Consider the following 25359-nt stretch of genomic DNA (forward strand, 5'->3'; position numbering starts at 1 on the left):
CACCACCTGCAACCCCCGCAGGCGCGCCGGCCCGGCCCCCCGCCGGGACACCTTGTCCTTGCTTTTTTTTGGATTTTACAACCAAAAAAAAAACACACGACCACCTCGACCCACGCTTTGCGGAACCTCGCCCTTCTAAGCCGCGTGAGGCGAGGTCAGTTCACGGTCACGGTCGCGAGTGAGGCGTCCTGGCCGGGGTCCATGGCGCACGGCAGGTCGAAGGTGCCGAGATCCGTCGGCGTCCCGTCCGCCCGCTTCGGCGTGACCTTCCCGGTGAAGGTGCCGCCCACGGTGAAGGCGATCGAACCGGGCTTCTTCACGGTGAGGCCGGGGATCGGACCGGTGATGACGATTCCCAGCGGGCCGTCCTGCGGCACGGCGGCGACCGGGAAACCCAGGCCGTTGAGCGTGACACCGAGTTCGGTGCCGTTGTAGTCGACGCCGACGTTCGCCGACGCGGTTCCCTCGATCGTCGCCGCGCCGATCAGGTTCAGCGCGGAGACGATGTCCCCGTCGAGGGAGACGGCCACCGAGAAGCCGGTGACGTCGATCGGAGAGCCGACGGCGACCGCGTCAGGGAAGGACGCCGTCACCGTGGCGGCGACTTGACGCGCTCCGATGAGCGGCATTTCGCAGGTGAAGGTCAGGTTCTTGGTCACCGGTCCGGGCAGCGGAGCGGCGGAGGCGGCGCCGGCGGGCAAGGTGACCGCGGCTCCGGCGAAGACGAGTGCGGTGGCGATCCGGGCGAGGGGTCTCAGGGACGAAAAGCGCGTCATGGAAATCCTCCGGTCGGGAATTCGGGAGAAAGAGCGGCGAAAGCCGGAAAGCGTGTGCAGGAAACGTTACGACGCGGTGAACCCGTCAACAACACACCACCGTGCTCGTATCGATTCAGGCGGACCGGCCGCGATTGTTCTTGTCATTCGGCGACGATTTCCCCGCCTGATTATTGCCAGGTCGGTCACCCATTCTCAGGGGATCGCCGCCGCAACGCGTCCAGTCCCTCTTGCCAGCGTCGCCGCCGTTCGGCGGAATCCTGTTCCCACCAGGGAGTGCCACGTTCGCCCAAGGCGACCTTGGCGAGGTGCACGCGCGACCGGGCGTCTCGTTCCGCCTCGCTGTCCTGAGCGCGGAGCGACGCGCCGACGTCCCGCCTGGCACGCATCAACAGCCTGCGCAGGTGCGCCGCCGCCTCCTCCGGAATCTCCGGATCGGTCGCCCGCCAGCGCCGTCCGTCGATCACGACGAAGTGCCCGTCCGACTCGGCCATCTCATCAGGGTCGCACCGTTCGCATCGTCCTGCCGGTCACGAGACCAGCGTGGCGGTGAACAGCCCCTCGACCCGCAGGTGTCGCGCACATCGCCACGCGGCGGCCAGGGCTTATACCTCTGACCACGTAGTCGCCGCGAGGGCCGAACAGACCTACCGGGCGCCGCCGACCCACCCGAAATCCGTTCGAAGTCGTTTACTCTTGTTAATTTCGGACAGAAGACCGGACAATTATCGCCATTTCCCGAACTCGGCCGCACACTCGGCGAGCAGTGTGTTTCTTTCCCCCGCCCTTGGAGGAGTCACCATGCGTCGAAGAATCGCCCTGGCACTCGGCGGCGCCGCCGTCCTGACCGCGAGTCTCGCTTCCGCCGCCCTCGCCCCCGTCGCGCAGGCCTCCCCCGGACTGATCGCCGCCATGCAGCGAGACCTCGGGCTCACCGCCGCGCAGGCCTCGACCCGGCTCACGCAGGAAATGATCGCCTCGCGCGTGATGCCCGCCGCGCAGCAGGCCGCCGGTGCCGCGTTCGGCGGTGCCTGGTTCGACCCGGCGCGCGGCGAACTCGTCGTCGGGGTGACCGATCCCGCGGCGGCGTCCGCCGTCCGGCAGGCCGGCGCCGAACCCGTCGCCGTCGCGACCAGCGCCGCCAAGCTCGACGCCGCGAAGGCCGAAATCGACCAGTCGGTCAAGAGCCTCCCCGCTCCCGCCGCCGTCAGCGGCTGGCGCACCGACCCGCGCGGTGGCAGCGTCGTGATCACCGTCCAGCCCGGCACGCACGGCTCCGACGTCGAAGACTTCCTTGCCAGGGCGAGGAAATCCGGTCCGGTCACCGTGGTCACCGCCCCCAAGGCCGAACCGTTCGCGGCGGGCACCGTCGGCGGCGACCCGTACTACATCAACGGGAACACCCGCTGCTCGATCGGGTTCTCCGTCCAAGGCGGGTTCGTCAGCGCCGGTCATTGCGGCGGTTCGGGGAGTTCCGTCGTCGGCTGGGACAACTCGGCGATGGGCAACTTCGCCGGTTCTTCCTTCCCCGGCAACGACTACGCGTTCATCCGGATCGGCAACGGCTGGTGGACAGCGCCGGTCGTCCTCGGCTGGGGCACGGTGAGCGACGCGCTCGTCCGGGGCTCGTGGGTCGCGCCCGTCGGCACGTCGGTGTGCCGGTCCGGTTCGACGACGCACTGGCACTGCGGCACCGTGCTGGGGCACAACGAGACGGTCAACTACTCACAGGGCGCCGTCCACCAGATGACCCGCACCAACGTCTGCGCGGAACCCGGTGACTCCGGTGGCTCCTTCATCACCGGCGACCAGGCGCAGGGAGTCACCTCCGGCGGCTGGGGGAACTGCGGTTCCGGTGGTGAGACCTGGTTCCAGCCGGTGAACGAGATCCTGCAGACCTACGGCCTGGCACTCGTCACCGCGTAAGAACCACGCGTCGCGAAAGCCACTTTCGGGACATCTGACGTCCCGAAAGTGGCTTTCGCGACACAACCCTCCACAGTGGACTCCGGCACCAGGACGGCTACGGTTTCGGCACGTAGGAGGGCAACGCGTCGAGACTGTGCCGCACGGCCTCGGCACCGTATTCGAGCATCTGACGCTCGTACTCGCCGACGGCACCGACGAGGTCCCGGCGTCCCTCGGCGGCCTCGATCAGGCAGCGGCGCAGCAGATCCGCGTCGCGCAGGGCGGTGTTCGCGCCGTTGCCACCGGTCGGAGAGGTGGCGTGGATCGCGTCGCCGAGCAGCGTGACCGGCCCGGGAGCCCAGCGCTCGCGGGGCTCGACCACGCGGATGGAGAGCAGAGTGCTGTTGTCCGGATCGGACTGCTCGATGAGCGCCCGCAGTTCCGGATGCCATCCGTCCATTCTGGACAGGGCGGCTTCCTGCGGTGTCGAATCACCGAGCGAGCCGTTCGGCGGCAGGATCATCGCCCATCGCACGTAGTCACGGACGTCGGGAAGGGTCACCTCGGGCGCCAACCGCTCGGCCGCCTCCTTCGGCGGGGTGCGGAACCGCATCGCCCCGAGCAGCAGGCTCACCCCGTCCCCGGCGATCTTCGAACCGAAAGCCTTCGACAGTCCGGAAAAGCGCTCGGTCAACGTCGTGCGGCCGATGACGAACCGGACGCCCGTGTCGGTCGGAGTGGTCCGCGGCGAAAGCGTGGCTCGAACGGCGGAGTTGACCCCGTCCGCCCCGACGAGCAGGTCGGAGGTGACCGGGTCACCGTGGGCGAAGCGGGCGTCGACCTTGCCCTCGGCCAGGGTTTCGTAACCGGTCAGCGCGGCACCGGTGTGCACGGTGAGACCGGTCAGCAGCAGGTGCCGGAGCACGTGCCTGTCGACCACCGTCCCGGTCCGGCCGGGGCCGAGTTCGCCGATCGTGTTCAGCCGCGGGTCGAGGATCAGGCGCTCACCGTAGGCGTCACCGACGATCGCGTCCAGCAGTGGATGCCAGCGTGACGGCAGGCAGCCGCGCACCGCTTCGAAACCCGCCGGGTTCAGCACGAGCCGGTAGCCCTGGAACCGCGCGGTGATCGCCGGATCCCGCTCGTACACGGCGGCTTCGACCCCGGCGCCACGCAGGCCCTGCGCCAAGGCGAGGCCTCCCAGCCCGGCTCCGGCAATCGAAACTCGCATCACAAACCTCCCGAACACGACGTAACGAACTTAGTTCGCTCTGTACGAACTAAGTACTACTCGGCGAACTAAGTTCGTGTCAAGCTAGAGTGACCGGCATGCCCTCCGATCCCCGGCAACGCCGAGCAGCCCGTCACGCCCAGCCCGCCGGAGAACCCGGGACACCACCACGCAAGAAACCCATCACGGTCGACCGGATCACCGACGCCGCCCTGCAGGTCGTGGCCACCGAGGGCTACGACGCGCTGACCATCCGCCGGGTCGCCGCGGTGCTGGGCGCCGGGCCGTCGTCCCTGTACGCGCATATCGTCAACAAGGACGACATCGACGATCTGCTGGTCGGGCGGCTCTACGCCGAGGTCGTGCTCCCCGAACCCGACCCGGCCGAATGGCGGCGACAACTCCGCGACGTCTACACCCAGATCCGCGACCAGTACCTGAAATACCCCGGGGTCTCCCGCGCCGTACTGGGCACGGTCCCCACCAACCTGCACACCCTGAAGGTGCGCGAAGGACTTCTGACGATCCTGCTCGCCGCCGGGATCGAACCGCGGACAGCCGCCTGGGCGCTGGACGCCTTGTCCCTCTACGTCAGCGCCTACGCCCTGGAACAGTCGCTGGTCCAGCAGCGGCGGAAGGACCCGGAGCAGGAATGGGTCGTCAGCCGCGAGGAGCTGCTGAGCCGTTTCGCCGCCCTGCCGGCCGACGCGTTCCCGCAGACCCGGCGCCACGCCGCCGAGCTGACGTCGGGCAGCGGCCACGACCGGTTCGCCTTCACCCTCGGCCTGATCATGGACAACCTCGCCCCAGGCGCGGTTCCATCGGACGGTCCCGCGATCGAGGCTGTTCGGCCCTAGCCACTCGTCCGCTCCCCGAGAACCGTGGAACCGGTCCATTCCCGCGAAACACCGGTCAACGGCGCCCGGGGAAAGGGATCCGATGTTCCGCACCGCCATCCCGGTCGGCCGGTGGGCCGGAATCGCCGTACGAGTCCACTGGTCGGTTCTCCTCGTGCTCTTCCTGATCACCGATCTCCTCGCCTCGGCGGTCCTCCCCCGGGCCGCGCCCGGAGCGAGCGCCGGGTGGTACTGGGGGACCGGCGGGCTCACCGCCGTGGGTTTCCTCGCCTCGCTGCTGCTTCACGAGCTGTCCCACGCCGCGGTGGCGCGGCGGCACGGTGTCGGGGTCAAGAAGATCACGCTGTGGATGCTCGGTGGCGCCGCGGAACTCAAAGACGAACCCTCGACGCCGAAGGCCGACTTCCAGATCGCGGTGGCGGGCCCGATCGCCAGCGTGCTGATCGGCGCCGCCGGGCTCGGCTCCGCCGTCCTGGTGGCGGACGTCGTGCATCCGCTGCCGGTCAGCGGCCTGGCGTGGCTCGGTGCCGGCAATCTCCTGCTCGCGGTGTTCAATCTGCTGCCCGGTGCGCCGCTGGACGGCGGCCGGATCCTGCGCGCGGCGGTCTGGTCACGGCGCGGCGACCGGGCCCGCGCCGGAGCCGTCGCCGGCCGGTTCGGTCAGGCCCTCGGCGCGACCATCGGGATCACGGGACTCGCGCAGCTGCTCCTGTTCGGCCGGTTCGCCGGACTGTGGCTCGTCCTGCTCGGCTGGTTCCTGATCTTCGCCGCGCAGGCCGACTTCGCCGCGGGCCCGCTGCGTGAACGGCTCGGCGGGATCCGGGTCGGCGAGATCATGAACTCCTCCCCGACCGTCGCGCCCGGCTGGTGGACGGTGGACGCCTTCGCCGAACACGCGGCGGGCGCCGGCCATGATCGGGTTTTCCCGGTGCTGTCGTTCGACGGTGTTCCCGTCGGCGTCGTCAGTCTCGGGGACCTGACCCGGGTTCCGGCCGGCGCCCGCCGCGCGACGAGGGTCGCGGACGTGGCGCGCGAGGTCCAGGCGGTCACCGTCGTCGGCGTCGACACCAAGGTGACCGAACTGATGAATCGCGTCTTCCTCCGGCACGGCCGGGATCTCGTCCTGGTCACCGAGTCCAGCACGCTCGCCGGCGTGGTGGGCGCCGGCGACCTGGCCAGGGCCGTCGAGCTCGCCACGCTGGGCCACCGTCCACGGGCCTCGGCCCCGCACTCGCCAGGGGACCCGCGGTGAGCCCTCTCATTTCGCCGCGCCAGGGCCTGTGCGCGGCCGCAGCAAGAGCCCAGGTGGCAATTCCACCTCGAGCCCCATGATCGTCGCGGTCGGCCGGCGGCGGGGCCACCACCCCGTCGTCGTGACGTCGATCAGGTCGTCGGTGAACGCCTTGCGTTGCGCCGGTGTCACCGCGTGCCAGCGCATCTTGAACGCGGGCCTCACCGGCGCGATGAACGGCCGCACCGGCTCGTGGGCACGGGCGAACACGGCTTCGAAGTTCCGGTCCGGCACGTAGCCCAGCTCCAGGTCGATCAACGGCTCCGGTCCTCCTGCCCGGTGATGACACCGTGCGAGGATCCGGGCGATCTCGTCGACCGCCAGCCGCACGGAACCGGGGATCTGGTCCTGCCACCAGCCGAGGAAGGGCGCGTTCAGCGACTGCGCGGTGAGTTCGTCCGGCAGCACGATCACCGCCCGGACCGCGGTACCGGTGAGCTCCACGTGGAGCCGCGTCCATCGGCTGTCGGTGTCGAGGAAGAACCGCGGCAGCGGCACCGAGGTGTCGGCGCCGAGCCGGATCCGCTCCTTCACCGCGACGAACGGGTGGTCCGACGGTTCGGGATCCGTCGCGTGACGGCCGCTCCGGCCGTCCGGCAGGACGAACACGAATTCGAGGCGATCTCCGGCAAGCTTCAACCCGGCAGGGAACAGCGAACCGAGACCACCCATGAGCGCCGAGCCGGTGACGAGTGCGTTATGGCTGGACGCGCCTGCGGTCATCGTCGGCTCCCTCCGATCCGGGTGGTCGCCGCCGTACCCGCTGCCTTCAGACCTGCAGTTCCGTCTCGATGCGCTTGAGATAGTGCCGGGCCAGCGCGAGATTCGACTGGTCCCGGTCCAGCACCAGGTACAGGAACAGGGAACTCCTGGCGCTCACCGAATCCAGCAGGCGGATCAGGTGGTACTGGCGGTGCAAAGTGATGAGGATGTCCTCGATGCTGTCGTTGAGCGCGAGCGCGGACATGACGCGGAGCTTCGACCTGACGACATCGGTGTTACCCGCCGCCGCGACCTCCAGGTTGAGCCAGTCACCGCCCCCGCTGGTGCCGAGCGACATCCCGCTCTCGTAGTCGACCAAGGCGACGCCGACGGCCCCGGCGATCGACATGGATTCCTTCATGGCGTTTTCGATGTTCATCAAACTCCACTTCTTCGTTTCGATCGACGCCTAAGCGGCCAGGATCGAGCTGATCCGGTCGATGACCGGACGGCATTCGAAAAGAAGGCGGCCGACATTCAGCTGCCGGTCTCCCATGATGACCATGAGTGCCATCCGGTCGATGGCGTACACGGCCATGTATCCCTCACTGCTGAACACCACTGTCTGCCTGAGCGTGCCCTTGCCGGTCACCTCGGCCGCCTGGCGCGCGATCCCGAGATTCGCGGCGGCGAGCGCGGAGACCTCCGCGGGATCGATACTCTTCGCCGCGTCAGCGACGATGGGTATTCCGTCGACCGCGGCTATCACCGTGTCGGTCACTCCGGCGACGTTGTCCCGCAGGGTCCGCAGTTCGGCGATCAGTGCATCGAAATCCACTACTCATACTTCCTGTTTCAGAGGGCCCATCAGGAGATTCCACGACGAACAGCACTCTGACGACCGATCCGAAAGAATCTTCGGAACGGCACGGCATTCACATCTCAGGGCCACTCCGCGTGAACTCGATTCATTGAAGCCGGTACGGGGCAATGATCACTCGATGGGGTTTCTCGACCGCGAAGGACCGTACCACCGGCGTTAGCCCCTATCTATGCGTTTCCCGCACTCGGCATGGGTATCACGCGATCGGGTCAAACACTTTCCGTGTACGCACCAGGTCGCCAGATCATCCGCCACGGCACCACCCGAAACCGGGGCGGTACGCGAATTCCCGACGATCCGGGAAAGACAGCGGAACGTCTACCAAACGGCCACTCGCGGAGTCAGGGCGTCGTCGAGCGCGTTCTGCCGGCCGGCTTCCGGATTCTGGTACTCCTTGACCATGCCGTCGGTCGTCAGATACTCCTCGGGCCGGTCCGGCGGGCCGGCCGCGGTCAGCAAAGTGGTCGCCGGATTCTCGATCTCGTAAGGGCCGTTCTCGCCGTCTTTCTTCTCCCGGTAGAAGCGGGTGATCGCCAGTCCGTTGCTCACCGCCGCTTTCGCCCCGAGATGCACGATCAGCCTCTGGCCCGCGTCCGCCTGCCATCCTTTCTTCCACATCGGGGCCGCGAGAACCGGGACGAGAAGATGAGTGGCCCCCACCGCGATGAGATGGTGCTGACGCTCCGGGCGGGTGAAGTCCTCGCACACCTGGACGGCGAATCGCCCGGCCCGGGACTCGAGCACGGTTATCAGGGAATCGTGGGAGATGCGTTCGTCGCGTTTGACCCCGCCGAGCTCGATCTCGTACTCCTTCTGCTTCTCCACCGTGAAGCAGAATCCCGACATCTTGTCCTGGGTGAGCATCGGCTCGACCCAGCCGTTGCGGTGCACGAGGACGGCGCGGTTCGGCGGCCGGTTACCGGCCGGGGGCGGCCCCGCCTTCGTCACCGGGCCGGTTCCCAGGAGAAGCCACGTGAGCGAGCTTTCCTCGGGCCGCGGCGTGGCCCTGAGCCGCTCGCGCCATCGCTCGAGAACGCTGTCGTCCAAACAACCCTCGGGGAGGATGGCCAAGACCGCCCCGCTTTTGTCGAGAGCGTTCAGCGCCTTCGCAATCCGGTCGCCGAGCCGCTCGCTGTCGGGTCCGACGGTGTAGAACCCGCCTTCGGGATGATCCGGTTCCCAGCGCAGGTCGGCCGGTTCGGCCAGCAGCGGCAGTTGCGCGATCTTGAGCGGCGACCTCGGGAGGTCACGGACGGCGGCGACCCGGGAAAGCTGCAGGTTGACGCTGACGTACGACGGAATCCGCAGCAGATGGACGAAGTCGTCGAGACCTTCCGGGTCCACGTTCGGCCGGAGCGGGAAGGTGCGGCGAGGCAGGAGGATGCCCCCGGTCTCGTCGTTGAGCCTGCCGTTCATCTCCAGCCGCACCTGAAGGTAGTCAAGCGCCCTGAAGGCCAGATGCGACGTGTCGGCGTTGGCGTCGAGGAGCGCGAGATCCAGGCCGAGCAGGACGCCGAAACCCTTCTGGTCGTCCGGGAAGCCGGAGATCCACTCTTCGGAGAGAAAGCCGGTCGTTCGCACCTCGACCCGAACAGCTTCCTCGATGTCCAGCACTCTCTCGAGCACCGACCAGTCGCTGAGGGTGTCCCCGGGAACGTTCCTGAGCCCGTCGTACAGGTTGACGAACGCGTCGGCAGGATCCATACTTAACACTTCCTTGATTCTGGAGGTGGGGAGCCCATGCCCTCGATGACGACAGCCGCACTGGACACGACGTCGGCGGGCGTGGCGCCCGCACCCGGCAAGACGGCCGAGGACGCGGACGGGCTTTCCCGGGGCTTCGAAACCTGGGCGACCAAGCTGAAAGAGGAGACCGGCGAGGGAAAGGTGCTCGGCGACCACGCGGCTGTCGACCGCTGGGCCGCGGCTGTCGGCAGATGGCTGGTCGATGCCACCCTGCTGGCGGACATCCCGTCGCTGCGGTCCGCGTTGCAAGCCTTCCAGGACTCGGGGATGCGGTTGCAACCCGGCGGCCACACGATGCGCCTCGAAGCCGTCGTGATGGGGTTGGCCGAGGTGGCACAAGCCGCGCTGGACAGGGCGGAGCAGGCGGCACTCGCCGACGACCTGGACCCGAAGTCGTGGGCGGCCACGATGCTGCTGCTGGTGCACCGCGAACCGCACATCACCAGCTCCGACGTCTGTACCCGGCTCGGCGTCCACGAGGCGCAGATCAGCCGCAGCGGGAAGACGCTGATGGAGCGCGGGCTGGTCGTCAAGACCCGGCTCGGCCGGTCGAAAGGCTGGTACGCCACCCCTCGAGGCGAAGCCGTGGCCACCCAGCTCGCAGAACGTGAGAACGGATAACCACGATTCGAGAATCGCGGGGAATGTTCCTTGACGGTGTCGAGAATCGCGCTTTCACCACCCTCCGGGCCGCCGTACCTGCACTAGTCGTCGGCGCCCGGTGGATGGTTACGCGCAGCAACGCCTACGAGACACTTTTTGCTTCAGGTTGTGACCACTTCATGACACTCGCCGCGTGGACAACCGGTTCAGCGCAGACTGGCTTTCGTCGTCCTGAAGTGGCGTGAGCGCTTCGAAAGGCAGTTCGAGCACTCCGGCCTCGGGATGTTTGAGGCATAACCACATCGAATTGCGCCGCGACGGCGGCAAAGTGTCGAAATCCACCAGCGGCCTCGCCATTTCGTCGTTCCGGGCCAGGATGTCGATGCTCGCCCCGGCCAGTTCGGCGACCTCTTCACGGCGCAGCCCGGGAGTCCGCCGGGACCTGCGGGACACCACCGCAGCCCCAGGAGCACCAGTAGTCACAGCAGGGGCGCGTGAAGGACTCCTTCACGTATTTCAAGCGACCAAGGCGGCGGTGACACGTCGGTCAGGGTGGTCGTGAGTGTGTGGATTTTGGTGCGTTGGATGACCAAAATCCACAGTCACGACGTCCTGAGTGACACCTCAAGCTCTCACCCGCGCCCGCTTCCGCCCGGCGCGAGATTCCCGAGCCGACGGGAACAGTTCCCCTACCTACCGGGAAAGATCCGAACCTAGCCTTGGCGGCACCGGTCGGCCATGTCGGCAACATTCCTTGTCTCCCAACGGACTGGACCCGCGCCGGTATGTCTCGTGAACCACCGCGGGTATCCGACCATGGAGGATGTGTGACTGAACGAGAAATCGACGGCACGGGACTGATCGGCCGGGCGATGACGAGCGTGGCGGCATGACCGGCGCCACGAAGACAGGCGTTTTCGCCGTACTGCGATCGACCCCCGCTCCCGTCCGGTATCTGCTCGGCGGCGTGCTGGTCAACCAGCTGGGCGCTTTCGTCCAGACGTTCCTGATCCTGTACCTGACTTTTCGGGGCACCTCGGTCGGCTTCGCCGGGATCTGCCTCGCCGCGTACAGCGTCGGGGCGATCTTCGGTGCCATGCTCGGTGGCGAGCTGACCCACCGGTTCGGCGGCCGGGCGACGATCGTGGCGGCGATGACGTGCGCGGCGCCGCTCGTCGCGTCGATCCCGCTGGTCCGGGGAACACCTTTGGTGCTGCTCGCGGTGGTCGCGCTGTGCGGGCTGGCGATCCAGGCGTACCGGCCGGCGGCGGCGGTGCTGCTCGCCGAGTTCATGCCGGACGAGCACAAGGTCATGGGCTTCTCGATGATGCGCATCGCGCTGAACATCGGGGCCGCTGTGGCGCCGCTGATCGCCGCCTTGGTCATCCAGGTGAACTGGGACCTGTTGTTCTGGCTGGACGGTACGACGGCGGCGCTGTGGGCGTTGCTGGCGTTCGTGTTGCTGCCCAAGCAAAGCACGGCCCCGCACGAAGACGGGTCCGGTGGCGGGCCCGTGCCCGTCCTGAGCGCCCGCGCGGTGTACGGGACGCTGGTCCGGGACACCCGTTTCCTCTGTTACCTGGCGGCGGGCATGTTCGGCGTGATGATCTACGCCGGCTGGGTCGCGGTGCTGCCGTTGAACATCGTCGACGCCGGCTATCCGGTGGGCCTGTACAGCACGGTGCTGGTGATCTCCTCGGTCGTGCTGATCACTTGCGAACTGAAGATCACCACGTACATCGTCCGGATCCCCAAGTATCTCGCCGGGTTGTTCGGAAATCTGGTCAGCGCGCTGGGATTCACGCTCTACGGGCTGATGGCGCACCATCCGTTCTTCGTGATCGCCGGCGCGGTGCTGGCGGTGTCCGGCTTGATGATCCACGGACCGAGCACAGCTTCCCATCCGGCCACTTTCCCTGTCGAGCTGAGAAGCCGCTACATCGCGACGAAGGAAACGTTGTCCGGGGTGGCCGCGACGATCGGCCCGGTTTTGGGGCTGTACCTCTGGAGCACCTTCGGCGGCCCGGGGTTCTGGGGCTTCTGCGCGTTGTTGTCCGTCATCGCCGGGTCGATGCACATCTACGGCCTCAAACAGCCACCCGTGGCGAAAGAAGTACCCGAGCCGGAAGTCGTGGGAGAGCGACCATGAACGAATCCAACGGGGTCCTGCTGGTCATCGGCAGCGGACTGAAACTGTATCGCGAATACCTGGTCTCGTCGATCCACCGGTGCGCCCGCGCGGCCGGAATCGGCCTGGTGTTGCTGAACAATCTCAAACCCACCTGGCAGCGCGCCTACTTCGACGAGATCGTCCACACCGACGTGTTCGACGCCGACGAGATGCTCGCCTCCGCCCGCGAAGTCGCCCGGCGGCACCGGATCGTCGGGCTGATGTGCTGGGACGAACCGGTCGTGCTCGCCGCGGGCGAACTCGCCGCCGAACTCGGGGTCCCCGGACTCAGCGTGGACGGTGTCCGCGGTTGCCGCGACAAGAACCGCACGCGCACCGTGCTGACCGCCGAAGGGTTGCCGCAACCGGGCTACGCCTTGACCACCGGTCTCGACGAGGCACGGGCCGAGGCCGCTCGGATCGGGTATCCGGTGGTGCTCAAGCCGAGGGCCATGGGCGCGAGCATCGGCGTGGTGTACGCCGCCGACGAGTCCGAAGTGGACGCCGCGTTCGGTGTCGCGATGGGCGCGGCCACCGTCGACCAGAGCCGCTACGGCGGCGGCGCGATCGTGGAGGGCTACGTTTCCGGGCCCGAGATCAGCATCGACGCCGCCGTGTACAAGGGCGAGTACCTGCCGATGTTCGTGGCCCGCAAGGAAACCGGCGATCAGCCGTACTTCGAGGAGGTCGGGCACGTCGTCGACGCAGCCGATCCGCTGCTGCACGACGCCGGGCTGATGGACGTCCTGGCGCGGGCGCACCGCGCGCTCGGCGTGGAGGACGGCATCACCCACTCCGAGGTCCGGCTGACCGACCGCGGCCCGCTGATCATCGAGATCAACGGGCGACTCGGCGGCGACCTGATCCCGTTCCTCGGCAGGACGGCCACCGGTCTCGACCCCGGCGAGATCCTGTTCTCCGTCGCGACCGGGCAGCGGCCGGTCATCGCCCCGTCGCGGCACGCCGTCGCCGGGATCCGGTTCGGCTACCCGAAACACGACTGTCTTGTCCACGAGGTCAAGGTCCCGGCCGACGCGCCGGGACTGGTCGTCGCGTCACCGATGATCGACCCGGGGACCACCCTGCGGCTGCCGCCCGGCGGCTACATCGCCCGCCATTCGTTCGTGGTGTGCGAGGCCGATGACCGTGAGACCTGCGGCCGACGGCTGGACGCCGCCGCCGCCCTGGTGCGGATCGACGCCGATCCGGTGGACACGCCAGAACCCGGTACCGCGTTCGAGATGCCTGCCGGGCTGCTCGACGTCGACGAACACGAGGGAGTTTCCGCATGACCATGACCGAACCCGTCCGCACCGATGCGCCGCTGACCGGCGCTCAGATCCTCGCGAACGCGAAGGCGCTCGCGCCGATCCTGCGCGAGCGGGCGGCGGAGATCGAGAAGAACCGGAGCCTGCCCGCGGACGTGGTCGAGTTGCTGCGCGACGCCGGCGTCTTCCGGATCGGCTTCAGCCGCGACTGGGGCGGCCCCGAGATGACCTCGATGGAACAGACCGAGGTGATCGAAGCGCTTTCCCACGGTGACGCCTCCGTCGGCTGGTGCGCCAAACTCGGCTCGGACATCGGGTTGCACGCCAACTTCCTCGACCAGGACGAGGCTCGCCGGATGTTCACCAGCATCGACATGCACTCCGCGGGGGTGCTTCCGGTGACGGGGCACGCGGAGCGGGTTCCTGGCGGCTACCGGCTCACCGGCCGGTGGGGTTTCGGCAGCGGCTCGACCCACGCCGACTGGGTGGCCTCCGGGGCCATGGTGTTCGAGAACGGCGAACCTTACGCCAGCCCGGACGGTAGCAACCCGCACGAGTCGCGCCTGTTCATGGTGCCCGGTGAGGAAATCGAGTCGGTCGACAACTGGTACACCCTCGGCCTGTGCGGCTCCGGCAGCAGCGACTACACGATCACGGACGTGTTCGTCCCGGAGAACCACACCTTGACCTTCGACAACCCGAGGGTCCCCAATGGACCGCTGGTGCAGCCGGACGTGATCCAGCGCAGCATGTGCGGCGTCCCGCTCGGCACGGCGAGGGCCGCGCTGGACTACGTTCGCGGCCTCACCATGGAACGGGTCGACATGCTGAAGGGCTCGCCCTGGCGGATGAGCGGCGTCGCCTGGAAGGACAACGAGCACATCCAGATCACGCTGGCCGAATGCGAAGCCGACTACAGCACCACCCGGGCCGGGGTGTACCGGGCGCTGGAGCGCCAGTGGGAGGTCACCGCCGACGGCACCGGCACGCTGGACGATCTCACGCCGGACGAGCGGGTGGCGCCAGCCTTGACCGGCTGGCAGGCGTTCCAGATGTCCAAGCGGGTCGTGCAGCGGCTCTGCGACCTGCTCGGTACCGCGGCCATCAGGTCGGGCGACCCGATGAACCGGTGGCTCCGGGACTCGATGACCATGGCCATGCACCCGACCGCGAGGGACCGGGTCACCCAGACGGTCGGCGCGCATCTGGTCGGTGCCAAGCCGTCCATGCGGTTCATGCTCGGCATCGTGGACAAGCCCAAGACCGAGTCCGATGCGTGAGCGGCCCCTCCTGATCGTCGGGTTCGTGACGCCGGTGCTGATGGCCCTCACCGGCGCCGAACCCGACGGTTCGGTCGTCCTCGTCGAAGAGCCGGACGTGATCCGCAAGCGCGACCTGCTCACGAAGCTGGCCGGGTCTCCCCTGGTCCGCGAACTGATCGGGTGGGAGCACGCACGGCCCGGCTCGGCCGACGAGTTCCACGCCGCGCACCCCGACCTCGACCCGGTCGCGGTGATCCCGCTGATCGAGTACGCCACCCCGTTCGCCGCCCGGCTCGCCGAACGCTACGGCCTGCCGGGCGCGAGCCTGGGCGCCGCGCAGATCTTGCGGGACAAGGCTTTGCTGCGGAAGGTCAGCGCGGCCGCCGGGCTGGCCAACCCGGAGAGCGCCACGGTGACCAGTCCGGCGGACGTGCTGGCATTCATGCGTGACCGTCCTGGTCCGGTGGTGCTCAAACCGGCGAACCGGCAGGCCGCCGTCGGCACGCAGATCATCCAGGACCCCGCCGAGGTCGAGAGGGCTTGGGCGAGCTGCGTCGAGCAGGACGAGGGCATCTTCGTCCCCGACCGGCCGATGGAGCTGTCCATGCTGGTCGAGCGCTATGTGCCAGGTCCCGAGTACAGCGTCGAGATGCTCGTCCGCGGCGGGCGGCAGCTGTTCGCCAACGTCACCGGCAAACAGCTCTACCCCGGGCCGCGGCCGGTGGAACTGGCGCATATCGTGCCCGCCGACATCCCCGGCGACCTCACCGCGGAGCTGGCCGGACTGACCCGTCAGGTCGTCGCGGCCGTCGGGTTCGCCGACGGCATCCTGCACTGCGAATGGATCGTCTCCGACGGAGTGCCGTACCTGGTGGAATGCGCCGGCCGGATCGCCGGTGACGGCATCATGGAGATCATCGACCGCGCTTACTCGATGAAGCTGCTGCGCTCCTACGTCGCGATGATGCGCGGTGAATCGCTTCCCGAGCTGCCTCGCCGCGCCACGGGCGGCGCCGCCGTCCGGTTCGTCCCGATGGAGCCGGGGGTGATCGACGCCGTCCTGGGGCTCGATCAGGCCAGGCAGGTGGAAGGCGTGTTCCTGGTGGACATCCAGGTCGCACCCGGCCACCGGTTCACCGGGCTGCGCAGTTCGTGGGACCGGACGGGCCTGGTGATGGCCGTCGCGGACAGCCCGGCCGAAGCCTTGCAGCGCGCCGAAAAGGCCGCGGGCCTGGTGCGGATCGAGGTCACCCCGGAGCCCTGAATCCGTTGTACGTGAAGGCCCCCTTCATTGCGTCTAGCGCAATGAAGGGGGCCTTCACGTACTTACCCCCGGCGCCGCAGCCGACGGAACAGGGCGGCGGCACCCACCACGACAGCCGCGGCGCCCGAGTACTTCAGGATCCGGTGCTGCCGCGTCGCCCGCTCAAGAGCCTGGGCATAGGGCACGGTCGTGTTGGTGACCAGGGCGTGCAGCGGCATCCAGCGGTGCCGCAGAAGCTTCTCCAGCACGGAATCGCAAGCCCGTTCCAGCCGGACGGCCGGCGAGCGCACGGTGTCGCGGAGTTCGGCGAAGTTGCGATGGGACATGGTGGCCAGCGCGTCGGTGTTCGGTTTGCGGCGCGTGTAGTACCTCGTCAGCGCCGCCGAAGTACTGGCCGGATGGTGGGCGAGGCTGTCCGTCAGCTCCAGCGCGTCCTCGAAGGCCGAGTTCATGCCTTGGGCCAGGAAGGGATAGACGGCGTGGCAGGCGTCCCCGATCAGCGCCACCTTGCCCTCGTAGGTCCACGGGGCGGTGCTGACGGTGACGAGGTTGAACGTGGGTCGCTGCAGGAACGCCTCGCCGAGGTCGGGGACCAGCGAAAGGACGTCGGGGAAATGGGTGCGGAACAAGGACTCCACGTCCGCCGCCGTCCTCAGCGAGTCGAAACCGTGGGTTCCGTGGAACGGGAGGACGCAGGAGCAGGTGAAGGAGCCGTCGCGGTTGGGGTGGGCGAACATCATGATGTCGCCGCGGGGCCAGAGGTGGAAGACGTCGTCGGCCATGCGGTACGAACCGTCGGCGGCCGCCGGGATGTGGAGTTCGCGCCAGCCCCACTCGAGATAGCTCTGCGAGAACTCCGCGCGCTGTTCGTGGTGCATGGACCGGCGGACGGCCGAGAACGCGCCGTCCGCGCCCACCACGACGTCCGGCTTCACCACGAGTGCCCGCCCATCTGAGTCCACAAAGGACACCGAAGGCAGGTCGCGGTCCACGCCCGTGCACCGCATGTCGAACACGAACCGCACGCCGAGTTCCCGGCTCGCCGCGTCCACCAGCAGGGCGCTCAGGTCCTGGCGCTGGATCGCCAGGATGCCGCCCTCGCCGTACGCCGAGAACCGCAGTCCGCCCTCGGTGTTGTGCAGCATCCGCCCGCGCATCGGCACGACGAGGCGCCGCACCTCCTCGGACAGTCCCAGCCGGTCCAGCGCCGCCAGACCACGCCGGGACAGCCCGAGGTTCATGGACGTCACCGCGCTGGCGGTCTCACGGGGGTCCGGCCTGCGGTCGTACACCGTCACCGCATGCCCTTGCCTGCCCAGCGAAAGCGCCAGGAACGCGCCCGCCATACCGGCGCCCACGATCGTGAACTCCACTATGCACTCCCCTTGTTCACGCCTTGACCTCCATGACAGCGCCGAGGATCTCCTCGGCGACGAGCGGTGCGGCGGCGAATCCGGAGCCTCCGCAGGCGGGGCGGGACCACACCGACGGGCGGATCCGGGTGAGCATCGGGCCACCGCCGACGGGATCGGCCGCGTAGTGGCAATCCCGCACGGCGACGACGGCGTAGTCCGTGGCGCCGGTGAGGATCGCCTCGGCGAGCAGCCGATCGGTCCACGGTTCGAGGTCCGGGTCCGCCGTGGTCGCGACCTCCCGGCAGACCGCGTCCGAGCTGATCTTGAGCAGGGTGCCCGCGCCCGGTGGCAGCAGCCAGGCTGTCCGGCAGGCGCCGATCCGGCCGACACCGGGCGCCGACGCCCACCAGCGGGCCAGATTCCGTGGCGGGCGAAGGTAGATCATGGTCTGGCGGTACAGCGTGACAGGCTGCTCGACCAGCTCGGTGTTCCCCGGCCCCGCCGCGACCAGCACGAGATCCGCGTCCACCGCGGTCCCGTCGGCCAGGGTCACCCGCTGGTCGCCGACTTCGCCGACAGTGTGGTGTGGCCGTAATCCCACCGCGGGATGCGCGGCGAGCCATTCGGCGGCCGCGCGCAGGAACCGTTCGGCCAGCAGCACTCCGGCACCGGAGTCGAGCAAGCCGTCGGTCCCGGCGGGGAACGCCACCGGGGGCAGGGATTCCGGCGAGACGGCGATCGCCGGGATCCCTGCCCTGTCCGCGGTGTCGAGCGCCAGTGCGAGCTCGTCCGGGGTGCCCGCGGCGACCACGCCGACCCGGCGGAAGATTTCCGTCCGCAGCAACGATTCCAGCTCCAGCCACCGGCGGCGGGCCTCGGCCGCCCGCAGGGTGCCGTCGACGTCGTCCGGGCGCAGCACCCGCAGGGCCCGGTGCTGGTCGGACGACGTCGACGCGGGATTCGGGATGGGACCGCGATCGAACACGGTGACACGGTGCCCCGCCCGCGCACAGCCGATCGCGGTCACCAAGCCGGTCACGCCGGCACCGACGACGGCGACCGACGCCATCAGCCGGCCAGCCGGGGCAGCTTCTTGGGGATGACCGCGTCCGCGTCCACCTGCCCGGGCAGGGTCGTGTCGGACAGCGCCGCCGCGGCGAGGTCGATCAGGATCGGGGCGGCACAACGCAGGAAGACGTCCACCTGGTGGCAGAGGTCGCCCGCGGTCCCGGCGGTGGTCGAGGCCGCCAGCCTGTCGAGCCGTCCCAGTTGCTCGGCGAGCGTGGACGCCACCGACGTCAGGCTGAACCGCCGGAGCCCGTACCCGTCGGCGAACCGTTCGGCCATCCGCAGCGCCGTCCGCCTCGCGTCGTCGGAAACCGGCAACGGACCGCGGTCCACCCACTCGTCGACAGCCGCCGCGACCCGGTTCCACGGTCCGGTCAGCCGCGTCTCGCTGACCCGCGTCAAGGCCTCATGGGTGAAGTCGGTGCGCTGATATTCGGGGCTGGTGGCGCAGAGGTGGAACCGGATGAGGTCGCGCGGCACCTCGGCGGCCAGCTCGCGGCCGGACACGACGTGCCCGCGGCTGGTGGAGAACTTCTCGTTGGCCAGCTCGTAGAACTCGTTGGTGACGTACTGCGCCGGGAGCACGTGCCCGCCGAGCGCGGTGAGCATCGCCGTGCCCACGATCGCGAACGGGTAAGTCGCGTCCAGGCCGAGGAAGTACACCACCGTCGACCCGGAGTCCGTCCGCCACAACTCGTCGTCGGCGGTCAGGACCGCGCCCCTCTTCTCCGCGGCCAGGGCGGTGGTGAACATGCTCCACGGCATGCCCTCCATATGCGGGTAGATCACCTGCCCCGGCACCTCCGGGAACGGCGCGGGGATACCCCACGACGTCGGCTGGGTGATCGGGAAGTCCGGCAGCGGCCCCGCCAGCGCGGACTCGACGAGCTGGGCCATGCCCGGCCGCATCGGGATCCGGGCGAAGTACGCCTCCAGTTCGGCGCGATAGCGCTCCACCGGGAAGACGAGGATGTCCGCCTCGCGGTACTCCAGCGGCTCGTCCGGGCGCAGCGTCGAGCGCGGCCGGATCAGCTCGCCGGGAGCGACCGGCAGCCCGCAGCTCTCGCAGATCCCGGCGTACCCGTCGGCCAGGCAGAACGGGCATCCGCCGGAGACATAGGCGTCCATCAGGTACTCGCCGGTGCTCGGCAGATAGGGAAAACGTACGGTCTTCAGCTCCAGCCTGCCCATGCTGTGCAGACGGTCGTAGAAAGCCAGGACCAGCTTGGTGAACCGGTCGCCGATACAGCCGAACCCGTCGACCTCGATGCCCATCACGGCCAAGGTCTGCCGCACCTGCTCGGCGGAACGTTCCCGCAGTTCCTCCGGGGCCACGCCGAGCCGCGCGGCCGCCGTGACGATGTAGTTCTGGGTGAAGTGCATGCCGGTGCCGTAGAGGGCTTCCCTGCCTGTCGCGCGGGCGTACCGGGCACAGACGTCGGCGGCGAGGAACGGGCCGGCGAGATGGCCGAGGTGCAGGTCGCCGTTCGCCGTCGGTGCCGGCGAGATCACCACCAGCCGATTCATCAGGCTGTCCTCGACTCGGCGGCGCCGCGGCGGGCGAGCAGATCGCCGACGATGTCACGGGAACGGTGGGCGAGCACGCTGATCAGCGAGTCGGCGATACCGTGCGTGGCCTCGTTGACCCCCTGCAGATACACCGCGCCCCAAGCGGAATCGCCGAGATCGACCCGGTAGCAGCGGCTGACAGCGATCTCCGACAGACCAACGCGGTCGGCCAGATCCCGCACCATCGCAGGCATCCGCTGGTCGAAGCCGGTGCCGAGGAGCACCAGATCGCAGTGCAACGGCTCCACCTTGCCGCTGGTCCGGTCACGCAGATCGAGCACGACCTCGTCCTCTTCGACCCTGGCGCCGACCACCTCGGTCAAGGTCCGCACCTGCGAACGCTGCCCGCCGAGGCCGCGCTGCTGGTAGAGCGTGGTGTACAGGTGGTCGAGGAACGGCGGGGCCGCCCCGGCGTAGTTGGTCAGGCGCATCTCGTCCAGCATCTGTTCCCGGACCTCGGCCGGGCTGTCGTAGAAGCGGTCGACGAACGACGGGAAGAACAGCTCGTTGACGAACTTGCTGGTCTGGTAGTTCTGCGGGCCCACCGACCGCACGATCATCGTGCGGGTGCTGTTGGGCAGATTGTCGTGCAGTGCCATGAACATCTCGGCCGCGCTCTGCGCACCGCCCACCACGACGGCGCGCAGCGGCGCGTCCGACGGCAGCTGCGAGATCCGGCGCCGGTACTGGGCGCTGTGGATGATCCGGTCCGCCGGGAGACCGGCGAAGACGTCCGGCACGTTCACGTCCCGGCCGCCACCCACGACGAGGTCGCGGCAGCGGATCGTGTCCCCGCCGTCGAGGGTGGCGATCCAGCCGGTGATCGATCCGTCGGCGTCGCGCGCGGGCTCGATGCGCTGAACCCTGGCGTCGTAACGGATGCGGACCTTGTCCAGCGATCGCGCGACCCACTGCAGGTAGTCGGAGAACTCCCAGCGGAACGGGTGGAACGTGCCCAGGTTGACGAACTCGTCGAGCCGGTTCTCCTCGTACAGGAAGTTGAGGAACGAGAACTTGCTGCGCGGGTTGCGCAAGGTCACCAGATCCTTGAGGAAGGACACCTGGCTGCGCGCCCACGGCATCAGCAGATCCCGCTGCCACTTGATGTCCGGACTCTGCTCCAGCAGCAGCGTCTGCTCGGCCAGCTCCGGATTCCCGGACTCCTCGATGGCCACCGCGAGCGCCAGGTTCGCCGGTCCGGCGCCGATCGCCAGCAAACCCACCTGTATTTCAGTCACAGATACACCCCGTTCGTCCAGAATAGAGTGCCGACACTAAGGACCGGCTTTGCCCCGGCGATAGGGACGCTTTTCCCGCCCTCCGGGGAATCTCGCCATGGTCATCCGGCAGGCAGCCGAGATCTCCCCGGGAAGGGGAAGATCTCCCCTATTCCGGGGAAATCCCGGTGACTAGTCTCCGCGGCGGCCGAACGGGCTTGTCCGGCTGCCCCTTGGCGCCTAACTCCTGAGTACTAACCCGAATGCCAGGTACACTGCTCCCGGCCGCGATACAGTGCGGTCCGACGATGTCACCACCCCTCCGCCACGATGCAGGACCTGACCTTCCCCATTGATCGGACACTTCCCCCTGCGCGAAAAATTGATTGCGATCAATTGTGCATAACGGTCGTATGGATCCGTTCGACACCTTCTACATAGACTGTTATCGCGGCCGGCCAGTCCCATCCCCGCCACGGTCGAGCGCGCACCTTCAGCACACTTCACCGAACGGAGCCGATCAGGCAGGCTCAGTAGCGGCAGGCATAAGGGGAAGAATGAATCATCACGCAAGTATCGGTAACACCGCCCGTATTTGGCCGGCCGAACGTCGTGATCAGCGGCGGACCGCGAGCCTGCTACCCGACCACCACAGAGGCGACGAGAACGCCGACCCCGCCTGGGTCACCGTTCTGCTCGCCGACAGCCAGCCCTCGGTCCGCTACCGGGTCCGGTCGGCACTCGAAAACGTCACCGGCATCGCCGTCATCGGCGAAGCGGCAACGGCGAACGCGACGATCGCGGAAACTTTCCGGCACCGGCCCGACGTACTGGTCATCGACCCGCAACTCGGCGAGTCCGTGACCGTCGACGTGATCGGCCGGGTGTCCCGTGTCGCACCGGAAACCAGGGTCCTGGTCCTGAGCGCGGTCGACGACGACACCGCCATCAGATCGGCGATCCAGGCCGGCGCGCGCGGTTATCTGATCAAAGGCGCCGATCTGGAGCAGGTGATCCGCGGCGTCCAGGTCGTGGCCGCGGGTGAAGCGATCGTCGGCAAGGCGATCGCCGGCCGGTTCAGCGCTTTGCTGCGTTCGGCACTCGGCCCGGAGCCCTATCCCTTTCCCCAGCTGACCACCAGGGAACGGGAAGTGCTCGACCGCATCGCCGCCGGCAAGTCGAACGGGGCGATCGCGCGTGATCTCGGACTCGCGCAGAAGACCATCAGCAACCGCGTTTCCGCCGTCTTCGGAAAACTCGGGGTGGCCGATCGCGCACAGGCGATCGTGCTGGCACGGGACGCGGGTCTCGGCCGCGGCTGATTGACCGGCAATCGGGAATAGTTCCCCTATCGCCGGGAAGTCGGCCGAACATAGCCTCGATCAGCACCGGACGCCGGACGGAAAAGCACGCTGATCGGAGTGGGATGTGACTGACCAAGACCTTGCTGTCGTGGACATCCGCAGGCTGGAGCACGAGAACCTGACGCGGGCCTACGGATTGGACATGAAGCTGCTCTATCCGTGGAACGGTTTGACAGCACCGTTTCGAGGGGCCTGGTGTGTACTGCGCCCCGGCGACGTATCGGTGGCCCATGCCCATCACGAACACGAGATCTTCATCGGAATGGCCGGAAGCGCGGCGGTGGTCACCGGTGAAAAGCGGCACGATTTCGTGGCCGGGGATCTCGTATTCCTGAAACCGGGGATCGAACACCACCTCGTCAATGACCGGGACGAGGACTTCTCCTACTACGCGATCTGGTGGGACCGGGCGATGTCGGACGAGTTCGTCGCCCACGAGATCGGCCGGGCCGAGTCCCATGATTGATTACGACGGGCGGAAATTCCGCAAGGCGGGCGGCGACGCCACCGCGATAGCCGTGTACCGGCAAGAAGGTGACGTCGTCTGGGCCGAGTTCGCCGGGGGCGAGGTGCGGCGAGGGTCGATCACCGGTGCTCAGCGGGAGAACGGGGCCCTGCATCTGGGGTACACGATGGTGCTCGCCACCGGTGAGGTGATCTGCGGGCACACGGTGAACACCCCGGAGGTGGCCGAAGACGGTCACCTCCGGTTGCGCGAGGTGTGGGAACGCTACGGCCCGCACGCCGCGACCGGCGTCTCCTACCTCGACGAGGTGAGCTAGTGTCCCGCAGCCTCTCCGACGCGGACTGGCGACGCCTCGACCGAGCCGTGGACGGCCGCGTGCGGCGCCCCGGGGAAGTCGGTTTCGGCGAGGCCAGCAGGCCGTTCAACAAACGGTTCGCCGGAATCACCCCCCGCGGCGTCGTTTCCGTGGCGAACACCGAAGACGTGCGGCGCGCCATCGAATGGGCGCGTGACGCCGGCGTCGATGTCGTCGCGCGCTGTGGCGGGCACAGCTACGCGGGCCATTCGGTCAACACCGGCCTGGTGATCGACCTCGGCGCGATGAACACCGTGTCCGCCGACGGTGCGAACGGGCTCGTGACGGTCGCGGGCGGCGCGCGCATGGCGGAGGTCTACGCCGCCATCCAGCCCCACGAAATGGCGTTCGCGCTGGGCAACGGCGCCTCGGTCGGCATCGCGGGCCTCACCCTCGGCGGCGGCTGCGGGGCCACCTCACGCGTGCTCGGGCTCACCGCGGACGCGCTGGTGGAGACCACGCTGGTGACCGCGGACGGCCAGGTGCTGCACTGCGACGCGGACACCAACGCCGACCTGTTCTGGGCGTGCCGCGGTGGTGGCGGCGGAAACTTCGGCGTCAACGTGTCCTTCACCTTCCAGGCGAGGCCGGTCACCGACTGCGCCAGCTACCTGCTGCTGTGGGATCGCGCGGACGCGCCGAAGGTCTTCTCGTCGCTGCAGGAGATCGCGCGGGAGGCACCGGACGAGTTCGCGGTCAGGATCGGCGTCAGCAAGGCGGGCGATTCGGAAGGCGTCGTCTCGGCGATCGGGCAGCATCTCGGCCCCGCCAAGGAGTTGCGCGAGATCCTCGACCCCGTCCTGTCCCTCGCCCAGCCGATCCGCATGGACCTCGCGGACCGGACCTTCTGGGAGGCCAAGGACGATCTGCTGCACGAGACCGCGGAGGGCGCGTTCGCGGCGCGGACCCGCATCGTCACCGAACCGCTGCCCGAAGAGGCGATCGCCTCGATGCTCTCGTTCGTCGACCGCCTTCCCGGCAGCGGAAACCCGGACGGTGGTGGTGCGGCCCTGTTCTCGTGGGGTGGCGCGATCAACCGGGTGGGCGCGACCGAGACCGCGTTCGCCCACCGGAACGCGCTTTTCCTGCTGTCCATGGACACTTCGTGGGCCGAGAGCGACGAGCCCTCCGTGGCCGAAGCCAACCTCCGCTGGCTGGCGGACTTGGGGGAAGCGATGTCGCCGTATGTGTCCGACGGCGCTTTCCAGAATTTCATCGACCCGGATCTCGTGGACTGGCGCGAGGCGTACTACGGCGTCAACTACCCACGACTGAAGGAGATCAAGGAACGGCACGACCCCGACGGCGTCTTCACCTTCGCGCAAAGCATCGGATCATGATCGGCGACGACAAGGTTCTCATCTGGACGGCGGCCGAGGTCGAGAACGGCTCCGTACCATCGGAACATCTACCGTATACCAGGGAAATCCTGGCCTGGGCGGGACGCTATCTGGTGTCCCCGCATCCGGAACTCGGCCGGAACGGCCCGGTGTGCCCCTACACCCAACCATCGCTCCACAAAGGACTCTTTCACCTGGCGGCCTTGACGGCCACGAACGCCGGGACGGACGTCCGCGACGCGATCGAGAGCCTGCGCTCGTGGTACGAACGGCTGTCGGCCCGGATCTCGCCCGCGGACCGGGAACTGCTGACGATCCTTCTCGTGCTGCCGCAGCTGGACTATCAGGACTCGACCGGACTGGACGGCCTGCAGCGCGAGGCGAAGGACAAGTTCGTCGACGACGGCCTGATGATCGGGCAGTTCCACCCGACCTGCGACCAGCCGGGCCTGTGGAACGAGAAGTTCAAGGCGCTGCGCGCGCCGGTACCGTTGCTGGCCATCCGCAAACTGGTCGTCTTCGACCTGCCGTTCCTGATGGACGACGCCGTGCACGCCGAAAGCTATCTCCGGCGGTTTGCCCCGGACATCCCGCCCCGCATCCGCGACCAGCTGGTCAAACGGTTGGTGGGCAACGAAAAATCCTTGCAGACCGCCTGAACACC

At 68.3% G+C, this 25359-nt stretch carries 25 protein-coding genes; 13 read left to right on the plus strand and 12 right to left on the minus strand.

The window, feature by feature from the left end; genetic code table 11:
* Positions 1–155: 155 nt before the first annotated feature.
* Positions 156–776 carry a DUF6801 domain-containing protein gene (locus tag ACZ6YV_RS00600; RefSeq protein WP_465507637.1) on the minus strand — a complete coding sequence of 207 codons (621 nt, stop codon included), beginning with the start codon at positions 774–776 and terminating at the stop codon, positions 156–158.
* Positions 777–961: 185 nt separating this feature from the next.
* The gene (locus tag ACZ6YV_RS00605; RefSeq protein WP_465507638.1) at positions 962–1270 is read right to left on the minus strand and encodes a hypothetical protein; all 309 of its coding nucleotides are present in this window, start codon (positions 1268–1270) and stop codon (positions 962–964) included.
* 307 nt (positions 1271–1577) lie between these two features.
* Here ACZ6YV_RS00605 and ACZ6YV_RS00610 point away from each other — a divergent pair, with 307 nt between their 5' ends.
* Entirely contained in the window at positions 1578–2702 is a 1125-nt protein-coding gene (locus tag ACZ6YV_RS00610) for a S1 family peptidase (protein ID WP_465507639.1), read from the plus strand.
* Positions 2703–2799: 97 nt separating this feature from the next.
* Here the strand turns inward: ACZ6YV_RS00610 and ACZ6YV_RS00615 are convergent, their stop codons facing one another.
* Positions 2800–3915, minus strand: a complete 1116-nt coding sequence (locus ACZ6YV_RS00615) for an FAD-dependent oxidoreductase (RefSeq protein ID WP_465507640.1) — start codon at positions 3913–3915, stop codon at positions 2800–2802.
* Positions 3916–4004: 89 nt separating this feature from the next.
* Between ACZ6YV_RS00615 and ACZ6YV_RS00620 the strand changes: the two genes are divergently transcribed.
* Complete coding sequence (locus ACZ6YV_RS00620) at positions 4005–4772, plus strand: TetR/AcrR family transcriptional regulator (RefSeq protein WP_465507641.1); 768 nt, start codon at positions 4005–4007, stop codon at positions 4770–4772.
* Between the two features lie 82 nt (positions 4773–4854).
* Complete coding sequence (locus ACZ6YV_RS00625) at positions 4855–6024, plus strand: site-2 protease family protein (protein ID WP_465507642.1); 1170 nt, start codon at positions 4855–4857, stop codon at positions 6022–6024.
* 6 nt (positions 6025–6030) lie between these two features.
* Here the strand turns inward: ACZ6YV_RS00625 and ACZ6YV_RS00630 are convergent, their stop codons facing one another.
* The 4 genes from ACZ6YV_RS00630 to ACZ6YV_RS00645 form a co-directional block, all read right to left on the minus strand.
* A complete protein-coding gene (locus ACZ6YV_RS00630; protein ID WP_465507643.1) occupies positions 6031–6786 on the minus strand; it encodes a hypothetical protein in 756 nt (251 codons plus the stop codon).
* Positions 6787–6832: 46 nt separating this feature from the next.
* Positions 6833–7204, minus strand: coding sequence for a hypothetical protein (locus tag ACZ6YV_RS00635; RefSeq protein ID WP_465507644.1), 372 nt, complete (start codon positions 7202–7204; stop codon positions 6833–6835).
* A 30-nt stretch (positions 7205–7234) separates the two neighbouring features.
* Positions 7235–7603, minus strand: a complete 369-nt coding sequence (locus ACZ6YV_RS00640) for a roadblock/LC7 domain-containing protein (protein ID WP_378241619.1) — start codon at positions 7601–7603, stop codon at positions 7235–7237.
* A 363-nt stretch (positions 7604–7966) separates the two neighbouring features.
* Positions 7967–9352, minus strand: a complete 1386-nt coding sequence (locus tag ACZ6YV_RS00645) for a carbon-nitrogen hydrolase family protein (protein ID WP_465507645.1) — start codon at positions 9350–9352, stop codon at positions 7967–7969.
* A gap of 45 nt (positions 9353–9397) precedes the next feature.
* Between ACZ6YV_RS00645 and ACZ6YV_RS00650 the strand changes: the two genes are divergently transcribed.
* The gene (locus ACZ6YV_RS00650; protein WP_465507646.1) at positions 9398–10015 is read left to right on the plus strand and encodes a MarR family transcriptional regulator; all 618 of its coding nucleotides are present in this window, start codon (positions 9398–9400) and stop codon (positions 10013–10015) included.
* Between the two features lie 159 nt (positions 10016–10174).
* On the opposite strand, the gene ACZ6YV_RS00655 is transcribed toward ACZ6YV_RS00650, so the two are convergent.
* Positions 10175–10450, minus strand: a complete 276-nt coding sequence (locus tag ACZ6YV_RS00655; RefSeq protein WP_465507647.1) for a hypothetical protein — start codon at positions 10448–10450, stop codon at positions 10175–10177.
* A gap of 436 nt (positions 10451–10886) precedes the next feature.
* On the opposite strand from ACZ6YV_RS00655, the gene ACZ6YV_RS00660 reads away from it, so the two are divergent.
* From ACZ6YV_RS00660 to ACZ6YV_RS00675, 4 genes are read left to right on the plus strand one after another with little or no spacing between them, the layout of a single operon-like run.
* A complete protein-coding gene (locus tag ACZ6YV_RS00660; protein ID WP_465507648.1) occupies positions 10887–12146 on the plus strand; it encodes an MFS transporter in 1260 nt (419 codons plus the stop codon).
* Positions 12143–13459, plus strand: coding sequence for an ATP-grasp domain-containing protein (locus ACZ6YV_RS00665; protein WP_465507649.1), 1317 nt, complete (start codon positions 12143–12145; stop codon positions 13457–13459). The genes ACZ6YV_RS00660 and ACZ6YV_RS00665 overlap by 4 nt, the downstream gene beginning before the upstream one ends.
* The gene (locus ACZ6YV_RS00670) at positions 13456–14715 is read left to right on the plus strand and encodes an acyl-CoA dehydrogenase family protein (protein WP_465507650.1); all 1260 of its coding nucleotides are present in this window, start codon (positions 13456–13458) and stop codon (positions 14713–14715) included. The genes ACZ6YV_RS00665 and ACZ6YV_RS00670 overlap by 4 nt, the downstream gene beginning before the upstream one ends.
* Positions 14708–15961, plus strand: a complete 1254-nt coding sequence (locus ACZ6YV_RS00675; RefSeq protein ID WP_465507651.1) for an ATP-grasp domain-containing protein — start codon at positions 14708–14710, stop codon at positions 15959–15961. Before ACZ6YV_RS00670 ends, ACZ6YV_RS00675 begins: the two co-directional genes overlap by 8 nt.
* 62 nt (positions 15962–16023) lie before the next feature.
* Here ACZ6YV_RS00675 and ACZ6YV_RS00680 read toward each other — a convergent pair whose 3' ends face one another.
* Genes ACZ6YV_RS00680 through ACZ6YV_RS00695 form a run of 4 tightly spaced genes read right to left on the minus strand, consistent with a single transcriptional unit; the run spans position 16024 to position 21191 of the window.
* Positions 16024–17334 (minus strand): FAD-dependent oxidoreductase, encoded by a 1311-nt coding sequence (locus ACZ6YV_RS00680; protein ID WP_465507652.1) that lies wholly within the window; start codon positions 17332–17334, stop codon positions 16024–16026.
* Between the two features lie 16 nt (positions 17335–17350).
* A complete protein-coding gene (locus tag ACZ6YV_RS00685) occupies positions 17351–18385 on the minus strand; it encodes an NAD(P)/FAD-dependent oxidoreductase (protein ID WP_465507653.1) in 1035 nt (344 codons plus the stop codon).
* On the minus strand, positions 18385–19911 hold the full coding sequence (locus ACZ6YV_RS00690; RefSeq protein WP_465507654.1) for a class I tRNA ligase family protein: 1527 nt from the start codon (positions 19909–19911) through the stop codon (positions 18385–18387). The genes ACZ6YV_RS00685 and ACZ6YV_RS00690 overlap by 1 nt, the downstream gene beginning before the upstream one ends.
* Positions 19911–21191 carry a SidA/IucD/PvdA family monooxygenase gene (locus ACZ6YV_RS00695; RefSeq protein WP_465507655.1) on the minus strand — a complete coding sequence of 427 codons (1281 nt, stop codon included), beginning with the start codon at positions 21189–21191 and terminating at the stop codon, positions 19911–19913. Before ACZ6YV_RS00695 ends, ACZ6YV_RS00690 begins: the two co-directional genes overlap by 1 nt.
* Positions 21192–21727: 536 nt before the next feature.
* On the opposite strand from ACZ6YV_RS00695, the gene ACZ6YV_RS00700 reads away from it, so the two are divergent.
* The 5 genes from ACZ6YV_RS00700 (at position 21728) to ACZ6YV_RS00720 (ending at position 25354) form a co-directional block, all read left to right on the plus strand.
* A complete protein-coding gene (locus ACZ6YV_RS00700) occupies positions 21728–22492 on the plus strand; it encodes a LuxR C-terminal-related transcriptional regulator (RefSeq protein ID WP_465507656.1) in 765 nt (254 codons plus the stop codon).
* Positions 22493–22598: 106 nt separating this feature from the next.
* Positions 22599–23000, plus strand: coding sequence for a cupin domain-containing protein (locus ACZ6YV_RS00705; protein WP_465507657.1), 402 nt, complete (start codon positions 22599–22601; stop codon positions 22998–23000).
* Positions 22993–23316 (plus strand): avidin-fold protein, encoded by a 324-nt coding sequence (locus tag ACZ6YV_RS00710; RefSeq protein ID WP_465507658.1) that lies wholly within the window; start codon positions 22993–22995, stop codon positions 23314–23316. The genes ACZ6YV_RS00705 and ACZ6YV_RS00710 overlap by 8 nt, the downstream gene beginning before the upstream one ends.
* Positions 23316–24695 (plus strand): FAD-binding oxidoreductase, encoded by a 1380-nt coding sequence (locus ACZ6YV_RS00715; RefSeq protein ID WP_465507659.1) that lies wholly within the window; start codon positions 23316–23318, stop codon positions 24693–24695. Before ACZ6YV_RS00710 ends, ACZ6YV_RS00715 begins: the two co-directional genes overlap by 1 nt.
* Positions 24692–25354 (plus strand): DUF6875 domain-containing protein, encoded by a 663-nt coding sequence (locus ACZ6YV_RS00720; protein WP_465507660.1) that lies wholly within the window; start codon positions 24692–24694, stop codon positions 25352–25354. Before ACZ6YV_RS00715 ends, ACZ6YV_RS00720 begins: the two co-directional genes overlap by 4 nt.
* Positions 25355–25359 lie beyond the last annotated feature (5 nt).

The organism is Amycolatopsis sp. NPDC102522 (genome assembly GCF_055584485.1).

What these genes read in the sequence shown, in the direction of transcription:
- ACZ6YV_RS00600 (WP_465507637.1), bottom strand. Translation starts at nt 776, where the DNA reads ATGACGCGCTTTTCGTCCCTGAGACCCCTCGCCCGGATCGCCACCGCA.
- ACZ6YV_RS00605 (WP_465507638.1), bottom strand. Translation starts at nt 1,270, where the DNA reads ATGGCCGAGTCGGACGGGCACTTCGTCGTGATCGACGGACGGCGCTGG.
- ACZ6YV_RS00610 (WP_465507639.1), top strand. Translation starts at nt 1,578, where the DNA reads ATGCGTCGAAGAATCGCCCTGGCACTCGGCGGCGCCGCCGTCCTGACC.
- ACZ6YV_RS00615 (WP_465507640.1), bottom strand. Translation starts at nt 3,915, where the DNA reads ATGCGAGTTTCGATTGCCGGAGCCGGGCTGGGAGGCCTCGCCTTGGCG.
- ACZ6YV_RS00625 (WP_465507642.1), top strand. Translation starts at nt 4,855, where the DNA reads ATGTTCCGCACCGCCATCCCGGTCGGCCGGTGGGCCGGAATCGCCGTA.
- ACZ6YV_RS00630 (WP_465507643.1), bottom strand. Translation starts at nt 6,786, where the DNA reads ATGACCGCAGGCGCGTCCAGCCATAACGCACTCGTCACCGGCTCGGCG.
- ACZ6YV_RS00635 (WP_465507644.1), bottom strand. Translation starts at nt 7,204, where the DNA reads ATGAACATCGAAAACGCCATGAAGGAATCCATGTCGATCGCCGGGGCC.
- ACZ6YV_RS00645 (WP_465507645.1), bottom strand. Translation starts at nt 9,352, where the DNA reads ATGGATCCTGCCGACGCGTTCGTCAACCTGTACGACGGGCTCAGGAAC.
- ACZ6YV_RS00650 (WP_465507646.1), top strand. Translation starts at nt 9,398, where the DNA reads ATGACGACAGCCGCACTGGACACGACGTCGGCGGGCGTGGCGCCCGCA.
- ACZ6YV_RS00660 (WP_465507648.1), top strand. Translation starts at nt 10,887, where the DNA reads ATGACCGGCGCCACGAAGACAGGCGTTTTCGCCGTACTGCGATCGACC.
- ACZ6YV_RS00665 (WP_465507649.1), top strand. Translation starts at nt 12,143, where the DNA reads ATGAACGAATCCAACGGGGTCCTGCTGGTCATCGGCAGCGGACTGAAA.
- ACZ6YV_RS00670 (WP_465507650.1), top strand. Translation starts at nt 13,456, where the DNA reads ATGACCATGACCGAACCCGTCCGCACCGATGCGCCGCTGACCGGCGCT.
- ACZ6YV_RS00675 (WP_465507651.1), top strand. Translation starts at nt 14,708, where the DNA reads ATGCGTGAGCGGCCCCTCCTGATCGTCGGGTTCGTGACGCCGGTGCTG.
- ACZ6YV_RS00685 (WP_465507653.1), bottom strand. Translation starts at nt 18,385, where the DNA reads ATGGCGTCGGTCGCCGTCGTCGGTGCCGGCGTGACCGGCTTGGTGACC.
- ACZ6YV_RS00690 (WP_465507654.1), bottom strand. Translation starts at nt 19,911, where the DNA reads ATGAATCGGCTGGTGGTGATCTCGCCGGCACCGACGGCGAACGGCGAC.
- ACZ6YV_RS00700 (WP_465507656.1), top strand. Translation starts at nt 21,728, where the DNA reads ATGAATCATCACGCAAGTATCGGTAACACCGCCCGTATTTGGCCGGCC.
- ACZ6YV_RS00710 (WP_465507658.1), top strand. Translation starts at nt 22,993, where the DNA reads ATGATTGATTACGACGGGCGGAAATTCCGCAAGGCGGGCGGCGACGCC.
- ACZ6YV_RS00720 (WP_465507660.1), top strand. Translation starts at nt 24,692, where the DNA reads ATGATCGGCGACGACAAGGTTCTCATCTGGACGGCGGCCGAGGTCGAG.